At 71.0% G+C, this 14,023-nt stretch carries 9 protein-coding genes; 6 read left to right on the forward strand and 3 right to left on the reverse strand.

What is annotated here, in order from left to right; genetic code table 11:
• The 6 genes from ACFWY5_RS54675 to ACFWY5_RS54700 form a co-directional block, all read left to right on the forward strand.
• Positions 1-1,884, forward strand: a 1,884-nt coding sequence (locus tag ACFWY5_RS54675; protein WP_379639866.1) for a condensation domain-containing protein, incomplete at its 5' end; no start/stop codon positions are given.
• The gene (locus tag ACFWY5_RS54680) at positions 1,881-3,518 is read left to right on the forward strand and encodes a hypothetical protein (RefSeq protein ID WP_379639867.1); all 1,638 of its coding nucleotides are present in this window, start codon (positions 1,881-1,883) and stop codon (positions 3,516-3,518) included. The genes ACFWY5_RS54675 and ACFWY5_RS54680, both read left to right, overlap by 4 nt.
• Before the next feature lie 7 nt (positions 3,519-3,525).
• Positions 3,526-3,720, forward strand: coding sequence for a hypothetical protein (locus ACFWY5_RS54685; RefSeq protein ID WP_379639868.1), 195 nt, complete (start codon positions 3,526-3,528; stop codon positions 3,718-3,720).
• On the forward strand, positions 3,710-8,503 hold the full coding sequence (locus tag ACFWY5_RS54690; RefSeq protein ID WP_379639870.1) for an amino acid adenylation domain-containing protein: 4,794 nt from the start codon (positions 3,710-3,712) through the stop codon (positions 8,501-8,503). The genes ACFWY5_RS54685 and ACFWY5_RS54690 overlap by 11 nt, the downstream gene beginning before the upstream one ends.
• Positions 8,500-9,273, forward strand: a complete 774-nt coding sequence (locus ACFWY5_RS54695) for a hypothetical protein (protein ID WP_379639871.1) — start codon at positions 8,500-8,502, stop codon at positions 9,271-9,273. The genes ACFWY5_RS54690 and ACFWY5_RS54695 overlap by 4 nt, the downstream gene beginning before the upstream one ends.
• A gap of 15 nt (positions 9,274-9,288) precedes the next feature.
• Positions 9,289-9,642 carry a CU044_2847 family protein gene (locus ACFWY5_RS54700; RefSeq protein WP_379625495.1) on the forward strand — a complete coding sequence of 118 codons (354 nt, stop codon included), beginning with the start codon at positions 9,289-9,291 and terminating at the stop codon, positions 9,640-9,642.
• On the opposite strand, the gene ACFWY5_RS54705 is transcribed toward ACFWY5_RS54700, so the two are convergent.
• The 3 genes from ACFWY5_RS54705 to ACFWY5_RS54715 all read right to left on the reverse strand — a co-directional run bounded on the left by ACFWY5_RS54705 (position 9,587) and on the right by ACFWY5_RS54715 (position 13,849).
• Positions 9,587-9,826 carry a helix-turn-helix domain-containing protein gene (locus ACFWY5_RS54705; protein ID WP_379639872.1) on the reverse strand — a complete coding sequence of 80 codons (240 nt, stop codon included), beginning with the start codon at positions 9,824-9,826 and terminating at the stop codon, positions 9,587-9,589. The genes ACFWY5_RS54700 and ACFWY5_RS54705 overlap by 56 nt on opposite strands.
• 359 nt (positions 9,827-10,185) lie before the next feature.
• Entirely contained in the window at positions 10,186-11,961 is a 1,776-nt protein-coding gene (gene ltrA, locus ACFWY5_RS54710; RefSeq protein ID WP_379639874.1) for a group II intron reverse transcriptase/maturase, read from the reverse strand.
• Between the two features lie 823 nt (positions 11,962-12,784).
• Entirely contained in the window at positions 12,785-13,849 is a 1,065-nt protein-coding gene (locus ACFWY5_RS54715) for a pentapeptide repeat-containing protein (RefSeq protein ID WP_379639875.1), read from the reverse strand.
• Positions 13,850-14,023 lie beyond the last annotated feature (174 nt).

The raw sequence follows: 14,023 nt of genomic DNA on the forward strand, positions 1-14,023 counted from the left end.
GCGCCCCGGCCGGTGACCGCGCCGCCGTACGACCGGGTTCCGCCGCCGCGGCCCGACTTCCGCGGCGGCGTGGTGCGGGCCTCGGTGACCCCGGCGGTGGCCGACGTCGCCCGCCGGCTGCACGCCACGCCGTACATGACGCTCCTTGCCGCCTTCCTCGTGGAACTGCGCCGCGGCGGCGCCCCGGACGACCTCCTGGTGGGCGTGCCCATGGCGGCCCGGCGGCTGGAAGAGCTGGAGGGAGCCGCCGGGATGCTGGCCAACACGGTGGCGCTGCGCTGCGACCTGAGCGGTGACCCCTCCTTCGCCGACGTGGTGGGCCGGGTGCGCCGCGCCGTACTGGAAGCCCACGCCCACCAGGAGCTGCCCCTGGCCGAGGTGGTCCGCGACCTGGGGGCCATGCCGGGCGCGGCCAGGAATCCCCTGTACCGGACGATGTTCGGCATGGACGGCGTCTCCCCGGGACACCGGGTGCACAACGGCGCCGCGAAGCTCGACCTCACGGTCATGATCGCCCCGGAGCCGGACGCCGCCGGGTGGGCGATGTCCTGGGAGTACGCCACCCAGGTCCTCGACCGGGCGACGGTGACGGCCATGGCCGCCAGGTACGCCGACCTCGTCGCCGCCGCCTGTCATGATCCCCACCGGCGCATCGACGACCTCGCCTCTGTCACGCCACGCCCCACCCCGCCGCCATCCCCGCCGGGTGCCGTGCCGTCCGGCCGCTTCACCTCGCCGATGTCCCCGCCGCGTGCCGGCCCGTCCGGTCCGCCCACCCCGCTGGAGCCGGTCGTCGCGGAGGTCTACGCCCAGGTGCTCGGCATCGCCGCCGGCAGGGATGACGACTTCTTCGAGCTCGGCGGCCACTCGCTGCTGGCACTCCAGGCGGCCGACGCCGTGGCGGCGCGGCTCGGGCGTCCGGTGCCCGCCCGACTGGTCATGGCGCACCCGACCGTGGCGACGCTGGCCCGCGCGCTGAGCGCCCCACCGGTGCGCGCGCCCGTTCGCCGGGACGGCCCGGTCGTCCTGGTCACCGGCGCCACCGGGCTGGTGGGGCAGGCCGTCACCGCGGAACTGCGGCGACGCGGCCTGGCCGTACGCGCCTTCTCGCGGCCGTCCTCGCGCCCGCGTGCCCTGCGGATCGCCGACGAGGTGGCCGAAGGAGACCTGGCCGACCCGGCGAGCCTGGCCGAGGCGGCGGACGGGGCGGTCGCGCTCGTGCACGCCGCGAGCACCTTCACCGAACCCGACGTCGACCTCGCGGCCATGGAAATGCTGGCGGCAGGACGAGATGGCCGCCCGTTCGTCTTCATCAGCAGCGCCGACGTGTACGGCCGGCCGCCCGGCCCCCACGCCGTCACCGAGGACCACCCCCTTCCAAGAGACCTGACCGAGTACGCGCGAGCCAAGGCGGCGTGCGAAGACCTGCTGGCCGCCACCGGCCCCGGTCACGCGGCGCTGCGGCCGCCGTTCGTCTGGGCGCCGGACCCGTACTGCATATGGCAGTTACGCCAGACCGCCGGAGCACCGGTGGAGGACGCGATCAGGTCCGGCCGCCCGCTGGTCCTGCCGCCCGCGCGGCGCGGGCACGCCTGGGTGGACGCCCGCGACCTGGCCTGGCTCGTGGCCGAGTGCCTGCGGCGACCGCCCGACGGACCGGTCAACGCCGTCGGCGGGCACTTCGGCTGGCGAACGCTGGCCATGGAACTGCTTCGGCTGCGCGGGCAGCGGATCGCGATCGAAGAGGGTGAGCCGGCCGGCCTGTACGCGACGCACCGGCGGTTCAGCGGCGCGCTCGCCGCCAGGCGCTGGGGATTCGCCCCACGCCGCCGGTGGGCGCGCACCCTGGCCGCGGCCGCCCGTGCGGAGGTCGCCGGCTCATGACCACGACGGTGTTGTTCTGCTTCAAGGGCCGCCACGGGCTGGGCCACACCCGGCGCACGCTGCTGATCGCCGAGGCGCTGGCGCGGCTCGCCCCGGACGTGCGCGTGGTGCTGATGAGCCAGGGGCGGCCCGTCGACCTGCTGCGCCGCTCGCCGCTGCCCGCGGTGAACCTGCCGGTGCTGGAGCGGCTGCCCAACGACGCGATGGAGGCCGCCTACCTGGACCTGCTGCGCGCGCTCGGCACCCGGCTGGCGCCGTCGCTGCTGGTCGAGGACACCTATCCCGATCCGCGCCACCTGTTTCTCGCGCCCTTCCGCGATGTCCCCAAGGCACTGGTGATGAGCGGCATGACCAGGGGCGCCTACCTCGAACGCCTGCGTCAGGACGGCCTGCTGCGCCACTACGACAGGATCCTCGTCGCCCGGGAGGAGGCCGCCGTTCTGCGGTCGGCGGAGTTGACCCCCGCGACCCGGACGATGCTCGGCCACTCCGGCCGCGTCCGCTTCCACGGCCCGGTCTTCGCCCTTCCGGACGCCGCGGACGTCGCGGCGGCCGCCGCCCGGTTCTCCCCGGACACGCTGCCGCTGGTCGTGGTGAGCGCGGGCGCGGGCGGTGACGTGACCACCCAGGCGTACCCCGAGCGGCTGTTCTCCTCGATGACCGAGGTGGCCGCGCGGCTGCGGGCGGAGCGCGTGCCGACGCGCGTGGTGCTGGTGGCCGGGCCGTACTATCGCGGTTCGACACCCCCGGAGCTGCCGAACGTGACGTTCGTGCCGTTTGTCCCGGAACTGCCGGCGCTGCTGCACGCGGCGCGGGTGGCCGTGATCCGGCCGGGCAGCAACGTCCTGCGCGAGACCCTGTCGGGACCGGCCGCGACCGTCCTGGTGCCGAACTTCTCCTGGGCCGAGGACCAGAAGGCCACCGCCGAGCTGGTGGCGGCGTCGCTTCCCCACGTCGGCCTGGCCGCCTGCGACGACGTGGCCACGCTGTACGAGCTGACCAGGGCGGGACTGGCCGCAGCGGCACGCCCGCCCTGGTCGGAGGCGGTACGACCGGCGCAGGAGCACATCGCCGAAGGACTGCTGGAACTCCTGGAGCCACCGCCGCCCGGACCGGACGCCTTCGTCATCGTCAGCGGCGCCGGCACCCCCGACCGGCGCGCGATCGCCGACGAAGAACTGCCCGGCGTGCCGCATGCCCACGACGATCCGCGGGTGCTCCTGCTCGACCGGGTCCCGCCGGTGCACGCGTCACCGGCGTCGCTGTACGAGCGGGGTGTGCGGCTCGTGCTGACGCCACAGGGCGAGGCCCACGACCCGCGCCACGGCGTGAACTACGACCCCGGCTACGGGTTCGATGTTCCCGTCTGGCGGAACGCGTATCGGTTGCCCGAATACGGGCTAGCCGGCGCCGACGTCCATCATGTGCGCGCCTCGGCCGGAAATCCCGGCGCCTTCGGCTACCGGCTGGCCCGCGCCCGCCGCCACACCGCCCTGCCCGCGATCTGGCTCGACCTCGACGACGTGCCGACCGCCGCGCTGCCCGGTCACCTTCGCGCCGTCGCCGCCGGGGGATCACGTCTCGCGAGCGTGACCGAGTTGCTGGCCCATCACGTAACCGCCCAGTTGATGTGAGGTGCCCATGGCATCAGCCGAAATTATCGTCGCGCAGGTCAACGTCCGCCGTGCCGGCACGTCGTGGGAGGACGTCGCCGACCGCGTCGTGACCCTGCTCGACAGCGGGGTGGTGAGCGTCGTCGACTTCGCCGGCGGCGAGGAGCCGGCCGTGATCCGCGCGATCGGCCTCCCGGCCGCGGGAGCGCACGATGGCGCGTGAGGCGAGGCTGCTCCACGACCTCGTGGGCGCCGACCCCGGCCGCGTCGCCGTCCGGGCAGGCACGCGCACGCTGACCTACGCCGAGCTGGCCGACGCGGCAAACGGCCTGGCCGGACGCCTCGTGCGGGCCGGCGCCGAACCGGACGCGGTCGCCGGCATCCGCCTGCCGCGCGGGCTCGGCCTGCCCGTGGCGGTGCTCGCCGTGCTGCGTTCCGGCATGGCCTACCTGCCGCTGACCCCATGGCACCCGGCCGCGCCGCAGGAGGCGCTGCTGGCTCGCGCGTCGGCCCGCTTCCTGGTCACGGCGTCGGGGCACGCGCTGGACACCGCCGTTCCCGTCGTGCCGGTCGACGATCCCGAACCCGCCGCCCCTGAATCTCCGGTACGGCCCGGCGTGCTGGTCGACGTGCCCGAACCCGCTGCCGTCCCTGAGTCTCCGGTACGGCCCGGCAACCTGGCCTATGTGTTGCCCACCTCCGGCACGACCGGGCAGCCCAAGCTGGTGGCCGTTCCGCACGAGGCGGCGGCCAACACGCTCACCCAGGTGGCCGCCGCCTGGGCGCTCGGACCCGGGGACGTGGCGCTCCAGTTGGCCGACATCGGGTACAGCGCCGCCGTACGCGACATCCTCGGACCGCTGACCAGCGGCGCCACGCTGGAACTGGTGGAGAGCCGGGGCGCGCAGGCCGTGCAGGCCGTCGCGCGGCGGCTGGCCGAGGGCACGGTCACCTGCCTGCTGTCGTGCCTGCCACAGGTGCTGTCGGCTCTCCTCGACCTGGACACGCCCCCGGGAGACCTGCGCCTTGTGGTGATCATCAGCGAGACGCTGCCCGCCGAACTCGTGGACCGGGTCCGTCGCCGGTGGGGGCGGCAGGTGCGCCTCGTCCACCAGTACGGGCTCACCGAGTGCGCGATGACCTCACTGATGGGCGACGTCCCCGAGGATCCGGGTGAACGCGTGCCCGTCGGGTGGCCGATCGCCAACACCCGGGCGCTGCTGCTGGACGAGGATCTGCGTCCGGTGCCGCCCGGGACGCCGGGGGAGTTGTACATCGGCGGCGCCGGCCTGGCTCGCGGCTACCACGGTGACCCCGCGCTCACCGCCGAACGCTTCGTCCCCGATCCGTTCACGCCGGGCGCCCGCCTGTACCGCACCGGCGACCTGGCTTCACGGCACGCCGACGGCTCGATCGAGTGCCACGGCCGGACCGACCGCCAGCTCAAGGTCCGCGGCCACCGGGTGGAGCTCGACGAGATCGAACTGGCCCTGCGCACCCACCCGGACCTGCGGGCGGCAGCCGTACAGGCGCACGAACAGAACGGGGAACCGGTCCTGGTGGGGTACGTCGTGCCCCGCGCCGCCGTACCACCGGACTCGGGAAGCCTGACCGCGCACCTGGCGCGGACACTGCCCGAGCCGCTGACGGCCCTCCGGTACGTGACGCTCGCCGGCCTGCCCGCCCTGCCCAACGGCAAGATCGACCGCAGGGCGCTGCCCCAGCTCCCGGCCGCGCCCGGCCTCGCCGAGCCGTCCGACGAGGTGAGCGACGTGGAGCGCGCGGTGACCGAGACCTGGCGGCAGGTGCTCGGCGTCCCGGCGCTGGGCCGCGAGGACGACGTCTTCACCGCCGGCGCCCACAGCATGCACGTCGTCCGCGTCACCGCGCGGCTGCGCCGCCGGGTGGCGGCCGAGCTGCGCGTGGAGGAGGTGTTCGAGCACCGCACCATCGCCGCGCTGACGGCCTGGCTCGAGAGCGCGGCGCGCCCACCAGCCGCTTCCGCGCTTCCCCCGGGTCCGGCCACGGTTCGGCAGGTGTCTCCGGCGCAGCGCAGCCTGTGGTTCCTGGACCGGCTGCGTCCCGGCAGCAGCGCCTACACGATCGCCTTCGCCCTGGACTTCGACGAACCGATCGACGTCGCGAGGCTGCGCACAGCCGTGGAACGGGTGGTCGCCCGCCACGACGCCCTGCGCACCGGCTTCGCCGACGAGGACGGACACCCGCGGGCGTTCGTCCGTTCCGGCCCCGCCTTCGAGTTCGCCGTCGCCGACGTGGCGGAGCCGGCCTGGGCCGGGCGTCCCACCGACCTCGCCGCCGATCCCCTGCTCCGCGTCGCCGTACGGCCGGACGGCGGCAGAGCCTGGTTCGCCATGCACCACATCGTCACCGACGACGCGTCGGTGGGCGTTTTCCTCCGCGACCTCACGACCGCCTACGCCGGACGGTCGCTTCCCGCCGCTCCTGCGTACGGCGACGCCGAACCTGCCGTGCCGTCACCGGCCTGGGTAGCGCGGTTACGTGCCGTGCCGGACACCCTGCGGCTCCCGGTCACCCGCCCCCAGGTGCAGACCGACCAAGGCGGCGTCGTCTGGCGCACCCTGCCGGACCGGCTCGTCGCCGCGATGACCGCGTTGGCGGACACGACCCGGGCCACGCCGTTCATGGTGGCGCTGGCCGCGTGGTCGGTGCTGATGTGGCGCTCGAGTGGGCAGGAGTCCATGCTGATCGGCACCATCGGCGCCGGCCGTACCCGATCAGAACACGACGACGCGGTCGGGTTGTTCGCCAATCTCCTGCCCGTGCCCCTCCACATCGATCCGGACGAGCCTTTCTCGATGTTCCTCGGCCGGGTCCGGACCGACGTGCTGGACACGCTCGACCAGGCGGAGGTGCCCTTCGGCTCGCTGGTCGAGATCCTCGCGCCGGAGCGTGGCACGGCGCACGCTCCGCTGGTCCAGGTGGCCTGCGACTGGGTGGAGGAGCCGCCGGAGTCGTGGACGTTCGGCGGCGTGCGGGCGCGGCTGCGTGACATCGAGCCGGAGGCGGCGAAGTTCGACCTGTGGCTGTCGCTGCGCCAACGCGGCGGCACGGTGCGCGCCCGACTCGAATACCGCGGCGACCTGATCGATCCCGCCACCGCCGACCGGCTCGCCGACCGCCTGGAGACGGTCCTCCAGGCCGCCGTCGACCGGCCGGACCTGCCCGTGCACGAGCTGCCCGTCATGCCCGCCGGGGAGTACCGCCAGGCCGTGACCGGCGGCGACGACACGCACGCCGAGCGGCCCGAGGGCACCGTGCTGGACCTGCTTCACGACCACGAGGGCACCGCGCTCCGCTGCGGCGATCGAGAGCTGTCCCACGCGCGGCTGCGCGCCGCCTCCGACGCCGTGGCGGCTCGTCTCGCCGCACGCGGAGCGGGGCCGGGCATGGTCGTGGCCGTCTGCCTGCCCAGGACGTCCGACCTGGTCGTCGCCCTGCTGGGCGTGCTCAAGTCCGGCGCCGGCTACCTGCCGCTGGATCCCGCCTACCCGCTGCCCCGGCTGAACGCCATGCTCGCCCTCGCGCAGCCGTCCATCCTGCTGACCGACGGCACGACCGGCCGCGCCGTGACCGTCCCGCCCGGCACGACCGTGGTGGACCTGCGCGCGCCCGCGACGAGCACGTCGAAGCCGGTGCGCCCGCACCCGGACGATCTCGCCTACCTGCTGTTCACCTCCGGCTCGACCGGTGTGCCGAAGGGCGTCGCGATCACCCATCGCGGCCTGCTCAACCTCGTGACCTGGGGGCGCCGCGCCTTCTCCGGCGCGGAACTGGCCACCGTGGCCGCCTGCACTTCCGTGTGCTTCGACCTGTCGGTGTTCGAGATCTTCACGCCGCTGTCGGCGGGCGGCACGGTGGAACTCCTCGACGACGTGCTCGCCCTGCGCCACAGCCCGGCCGCGGACCGGATCACGCTGCTCAACACCGTGCCGAGCGCGCTGAGGGCACTGCTCGACGACCCGCCTGCGCTGCCCGCGCTCCTGCGGGTGAACGTCGCCGGCGAACCGCTGCGCGCGAGCCTCGTCGAACACGTTGCCCAGACGTTGCCCGGCCGCCGCGTCACCAACCTCTACGGGCCCACCGAGACCACCACGTACTCCACCGCCGCTGACTGCCTCCCCCACGAGCCCGTCACCATCGGCCATCCGATCGCCAACACCCGGATCCTGCTCCTCGACCGGCACCTGCACCCGGTGCCGCCGGGAACACCGGGGGAGTTGTACATCGGCGGCGCCGGCCTGGCTCGCGGCTACCACGGTGACCCCGCGCTCACCGCCGAACGCTTCGTCCCCGATCCGTTCACGCCGGGCGCCCGGCTGTACCGCACCGGCGACCTGGCTTCACGGCGCGCCGACGGCTCGATCGAGTACCACGGCCGGACCGACCGCCAGCTCAAGATCCGCGGCCACCGCATCGAGCCCGGCGAGGTGGAGGCGGCCCTTCACACCCATCCAGCGGTACGGCAGGCCGTCGCCGGACCCCGGCCGGACCCGTCGGGTGGGCCACGGCTGCTCGCCTGGGTCGTGCCGGACGGCGAGGTCACGGCCGCCGAACTCCGCGACCACCTCGGCACCAGGCTGCCCGGTTACCTCGTCCCGTCGGTGATCACCCTCATCGACACGGTGCCCCACCTCCCCAACGGCAAGATCGACTGGCCGGCGCTACCTGACCCCGCACCCGTGACCGACCGGAATCCCGCGATGACCGCGGCGGAGAAGGCGGTGGCCAAGCTCTGGCGGGACCTGCTCGACGTCCCGGTCACGGCGGACACCCACTTCTTCGCGGCCGGCGGCCACAGCATCGCCGCGACCCGCCTCATCTCCCGCGTGAACGCGACATTCGGCACATTCCTCCCGGTGAGCAGCCTGTTCGACACCCCGGTTCTCCGCGAATTCGCGGCAGCCGTGGAAGAGGCGATTCTTCGTGACATCATCGAGCAGCGCGGGAACGAAGGGATGGCATGAGCCCGATGCGCGTGGAGATCGACAGCCGCCACGGCGGCCGATGGGTGTCACTGGTCGGGCCGGACGGAAAAGAATGGCTCTGGCGACGACCCGGCACGGCCCGCGACGACGTCGCACCCGGCGACCCGTTCGTCGACGCCGGCGGCCTCGAGGAGTGCTATCCCACGATCGGCGGTGTGCCCGATCACGGGGAGGTGTGGTCGCGCGCCTGGCAGGAGGACGGCCACACGATGCGCGTCACCGGCCCCGGCTTCGAGCTCCGCCGCGACGTCACCGTCGAGACCGGGCGGCTGACCGCCGCCTATCGGCTCCAGGGCGATCCGGGACACCGGTTCATCTGGGCCGCCCACGCCCTCCTGGAGCTCTCCGACCGTGCCCGGGTCGAACTGCCCGAGGGCATCCCCATGATCGTCGACCTGCCGGACCGATCGGAATCCTGCGGCTGGCCGTACCTCGGCGACATCGACGTGAGCCGGTTCGGCCCCGACGACGGCTCCGTGATGGGCGTGCGCATCCCGGACGTCACCACCACCGAAGTGGTGGACGGCGGCAGTCGGCTGACGATGACGCTCGACGTGCAGGACCAGCCCTTCGGCCTCATGCTGTGGCGCAACCTGGGCGGCTGGCCCGACTCCGGCCCCTACCGCTCGACCGGCGTCGAGCCCATGATCGGGCACCGGGCCACGCTGGCGAACGCCGGCCCCGGACAGGCCGGCGTCGTGCCGGACTCCGGTGAAGTGACGTGGACACTGCGCATGAGCGCGACCTAGAGAGGACCCCGCAGGGTGAAGGAGTACGTCGAGATTCCGCTGGCCGACGGTGAAAGCCTCATCGTGGAGAGCGTGGAGGTACGGGCCGGCACCGTCCAGGCGGGACGGCTGCGCGACGTGGCCGGCACCGCCACCGAGACGTTCGAGTCCGCCATGACCCGGCTGCGCTCGGCGGCCGACTCCGTGGTCCGGCGCATGAGCGACATGGCCCGCCCGCCGGACGAGGTCACGGTGGGGTTCGCGGTCAAGCTCGCCACCCAGGCCGGCGTCGTCATCGCCAACACCTCCGCCGAGGCCAACCTCTCCGTCACGCTCAAATGGACCGCCGGCTCCCCGGAACCCGAGGTGACCACGACCCCCGAGCCGTAGGCTGAGCGGGCACCCGGCAGGTCAGCTGCAGCAGGAGGCGGTGCCCGGCGTTGTCGCCCTCCACGTCGAGCAGGTCGAGCAGGCGTTTGACCCGGTTGGCGACGGGGTTGCGGTGCACCCCGAGCGCCACCGCGTCGCCGGGCGCGCCCGCGTGGTCGAAGTTCGAATGCTGCTCGGCCGACACGACAATTCATGAGATCAAAGTCGAACAGGGCGGCGCCGATCAGATCAACATGGATTCCGGGCCAGAAGTAAGGGTAGGGCGCATCGGATCCGCGCCACCAGTGGCGTTTCACAGGATCCTCATTGCGTAAGTGCTGAGTCAGAATGCGCTGGGCGGTGAGGCGGACCTGCCGCTCCTCGCGCGGGTCGCGAGCCAACGGACCGCGACTCTCGCTCATCCGTCCTCGTGCTGCGCGTTGCGCGGCGCGAATCTTGTTACTGCGGTCCTCATCAGCTGGAACGTCATGTCGGGTAGCCGGGACGCATTACTGCGCCCCGGCCCCCTCAGAACCGGACGTGCGGCTTGGCACCGCATCCGGCTCAAGCAAGCCGCGAGGGCGTTGCGGGTTGACGTGGGATTTCTCTGCGTTGCCGGGCATGTAGCCGTTGGTTGCAGGAGGTGTGCACCAAGCGGGTTCTGTCACCGTCCCGACCGCTGCGGCCCTGGTGTGTCAGGTAGTCAGCAGCAATGGCCCTGCGTGCCGTGCCCAGCCACCTTCTCTCCCACTCATGCGGGGATTGCGGTGGTTGGTCTGCGGTGAGCAGGTGGTCTCCGCAGAGCGGACACCGCCCCTTCTGCCTGTCGAGCAGGCGGAGGTTGTAGCTGTCCAGCGGCGGTGTGACCCGCCGCCTGCGAGAGACCCAGTAGTCGATCAGGTCGGGATCATCCGGAGATGCCCGTCCTGTGACCACCTGGTGCCGGACGATGTCGGTCCAGCAGAACTTGACCAGGTAGAACGGTCGGCCGAACCGGTCAAGCCGGTCACGGGCGCCGAACACCCAGCGGTCGTTCCTGAACCTGTTGAACCTGCCGAAGTAGCGGCGGATGATCCATCTCTTCGACTTGATGGGGTGGCTGCGCTTGGCCCACTTGTAAAGCAGTTTCCAGGCGTAGTTGTCCAACGACTTGAAGATCTCGCTGGACACCACCCCCCGGTAATAGGCCGTCCAGCCCCGGGTGATGGGGCTGAGCCTGGTAATCACCCTGGCGGCGTTGCCCCCGCGCAATGCGCGGACCTCGGCCGCCAGCCGTTCCCGAATTCGCTTGACGGCCGCTGGGCTGGGTTTGATCAGCAGTTTGCCGTTGGGGTAACGGCGGACATTGAACCCCAGGAAGTCGAACCCCTTGGTGAGGTGGACGATCCGGGTCTTGTCCTCGTTGAAGGCCAGCCCACGAGGAGCCAGCCAGCGCGCGAGGTTGTCCTTGACCTGCTGGGCCTGCCGCTGGCTGTGGCAACACACCACCAGATCGTCTGCGTATCTCACCAGCACCGGAGAAGTACGCCGCGTCTTGCCCGCCCAGGAGACGGACTCGTAGTAGTGCACCCCCGCGGCTGTCTCCAGTCCGTGAAGAGCGACGTTCATCAGCAACGGGCTGATCACCCCACCTTGAGGAGTACCCTCCACGGTAGGGGCGAACGACCCATTCTCGATCACGCCAGCCCTCAGCCAGTCCCGGATCATCCCCTTCGCGGGGAACGACCCGAGCGCGGCCAGCAGGGCGTCGTGGGAGATCCTGTCGAAGGCCGCCGACAGGTCGGCGTCCAGGATCCACACTCGCCTGTTGGCTCCTCTGAGGGTGACGTGTAACGCGCCGATCGCGTCCGCGCAGCTTCGGCCCGGTCGAAACCCATACGACTTCGGCTCGAACCGGGCCTCCCATTCGGGTTCCAGCGCGTTGCGGACCCTTGCCTGATGGCAGCGGTCCACGATCACCGGAATGCCGAGCGGACGCTGCCGCCCGTTGGACTTGGGGACATACACCCGTCGGACGGGCAGAGGATCCCAGGTGGCCCGGCTGTGGTGGACCTGCCGTGCCAACTTCATCCGCTCGGCCGAGGTCAGCGCGACCTCGCCGTCGATCCCCGCCGTCCGGCGTCCCACGTTGCGCTGCGCGACCTGCCGCACGCTGATCAGCGTGTTCGACCAGGACCGCAGCATCATCTTCTGCAAGGACCGGACCATGGCCCAATCCTGCTCCCGCGTCGCCTTGAAGATCCTCCGTCGCAGCCGCCGTACGGTCCCTTCATGAGTTCGCCAGTCGATGGCGTCCCAATCCGGTACGTCCTCAGGTCCGTTCACCTGCTGGGTGTCCAACTTGTCCCTCGGTTCGAGCGGTCTGCCTGTCCTTGATCTTCAAAGGCTCACCTGCCCACGTCAGCACCCTTTCGGGTCCAGCCACCCACTGGTATCCGGCCAGTTCTCTTCCCGCAGCCGCCTGGAGGAGCAGCCATCACGCGGGAAGCCTTCCTGCCGCCTTTCGGCCGCCGGCCTTGGCTTCTTGGGCATCCTGTCCCCGCTGGGGGGTTCCGCTCTCCTCACGGTCGGCCTACCAGACCCCCGGTCTGTACCCCATCGGGATTTCCACGTTCCACACCATCGAGCTGCGACCGGATTGGGTGCCCTCTATACCCCGAGGCCAGCGGTGTTCCCGCAACCGGCTGCCATACCCCGGTTGCCGCTCGCCGCCTCTTCCAGCGGCCAGGCCCTGCACCCTGGTCTAGCCCTCCATCCACCCAGGGGTCTACGTCACGAGGCGTCATCGAGGGTTCATGAATTCACCCGCCCGGTCTTCCCCTCGCCCGGTGCTCCCCAGATGGATCGGGGCCCTTAGGCTTCTTCCCTGGGCTTCGCACCTCGCAGTTACCCGCGACGCACGCCAGAGCGGGGACAGGCATCGAACACTCGCCCGGAGCTACCCATCCGGCATAGCCGAACCTCCAAACGTGCAGCTCACTCGACTGGTGCGACTTCGTGTCGCACACGGCATGCGTAGATAGGCGCAAATCACATCCACCACCATCTGCCGCGCCTTCTAGCCGGGGCTTCTGAACAGGGTCAACGCGAAGGAGTGGGCATCTGACACAAGCTTCTCTGAACTAAGAAGTTGATCATGTTTCAAGGTTGCAGAGCGACCTATTCAAGCAAGAAGCTCCGGACCCGCCTTGTGCCCCGCGTCCGTGTTCGGTGAAGTGTTTCGCCATAACACCCCACCCGCCTTCCCCTTCGGCTCCACTCGCCAACCTGGACCCCACCACCGCATACTTGGGTTTACGCGGGCACGCTCGAGTTTGATGCGGCTCAAGCCCCTCTTGTCGAACTCGGCCCAGTTATTGAAGGTCGCCTCGTCGAAGTCGGCATCGCCAGTAAAGGTCGCCTCATAGAACGCAGCAAGGCCAGCAAAGATCGCGCCGTTGAACCTAGCGCGTTTGGTGAAGGTCGTCTCCTTGAACTCGGCGTCGGCGTTGAAAGTCGCCCGGTCGAAGACGGCGTCGCTAGCGAAGGTCGCCCCGTTGTATGCAGCGACGCTGCCGAAGGTCGCTGTGGCGAACAGGGCGTCGCCTTTGAAAGTCGTTCTGGCGAACGCGGCCAGACTGGTGAAGGTCGCACCGAGGAACCGGATGTCGGCGAAGGTCGCATCGAGGAACATGGCGTCGCCAGTGAAGGTCGCTTTGTCAAACGAAGCGTTGTAGGCGAAGGTCGCCCAGTCGAAATGAGCCTTGTCGGTGAAGGTCGCCCCGCTGAACTCAGCGCGTTTGGTGAAGGTAACCCTCTTGGACCGGACATCGCCGTTGAAGGTCGCCTCCTCGAACCAGGCGTATCTCGCGAAGGTCGCCCCGCCGAACCGGGGCATGTCGGTGAAAATCGCCCCGGCGAAGCTGGCGGCGCCGTTGAAGGTCGCCTCGTTGAACGAGGCGTAACTGGCGAAGGTCGCCCGGTCGAAATGGGCGTTGTCGGTGAAGGTCGCCCGGTCGAACACGACATTTCCGGTGAAGCTCGCCCCGTCAAACCAGGCGTCGTCGGTGAAGCTCGTCACGACGAACACAGCTTGAGCGATCTGGCAGTCCTGAAAGTCGGGTGCCAGGAGGGTGGCTCCGGTCAGGTCGAGGCTTATGCGGGGCCAAAAGGTGCCGGGAGGTCGTTCAGGGCGAGACCACCAGCGTCGCCTGTATGGAGCAGGACAGCGTAGATGATTGCTGAGGATACGCTCGGCGGTGAGGCGAACCTGACCTTCCTCTTGAGGGTTACGGGCTGGCGAGTCGCTGTGTTTAGCCTTCCGGCTCCGTGGCGCGCGGTGGGCGGGGCCGGGGGGAAGGGCCCCTGGGGGTTGTTCAGCGCGGGGGGGTGGGGGAGAGGGGGGTCGAGAAGGTCCTGGGCA

Origin of the sequence: Nonomuraea sp. NPDC059007 (assembly GCF_042740555.1) — a bacterium.
GTDB lineage: Bacteria > Actinomycetota > Actinomycetes > Streptosporangiales > Streptosporangiaceae > Nonomuraea.

Excerpts from the sequence above, each read along its gene's own strand:
- ACFWY5_RS54680 (WP_379639867.1), top strand. The coding sequence starts at position 1,881 with ATGACCACGACGGTGTTGTTCTGCTTCAAGGGCCGCCACGGGCTGGGC.
- ACFWY5_RS54685 (WP_379639868.1), top strand. The coding sequence starts at position 3,526 with ATGGCATCAGCCGAAATTATCGTCGCGCAGGTCAACGTCCGCCGTGCC.
- ACFWY5_RS54690 (WP_379639870.1), top strand. The coding sequence starts at position 3,710 with ATGGCGCGTGAGGCGAGGCTGCTCCACGACCTCGTGGGCGCCGACCCC.
- ACFWY5_RS54695 (WP_379639871.1), top strand. The coding sequence starts at position 8,500 with ATGAGCCCGATGCGCGTGGAGATCGACAGCCGCCACGGCGGCCGATGG.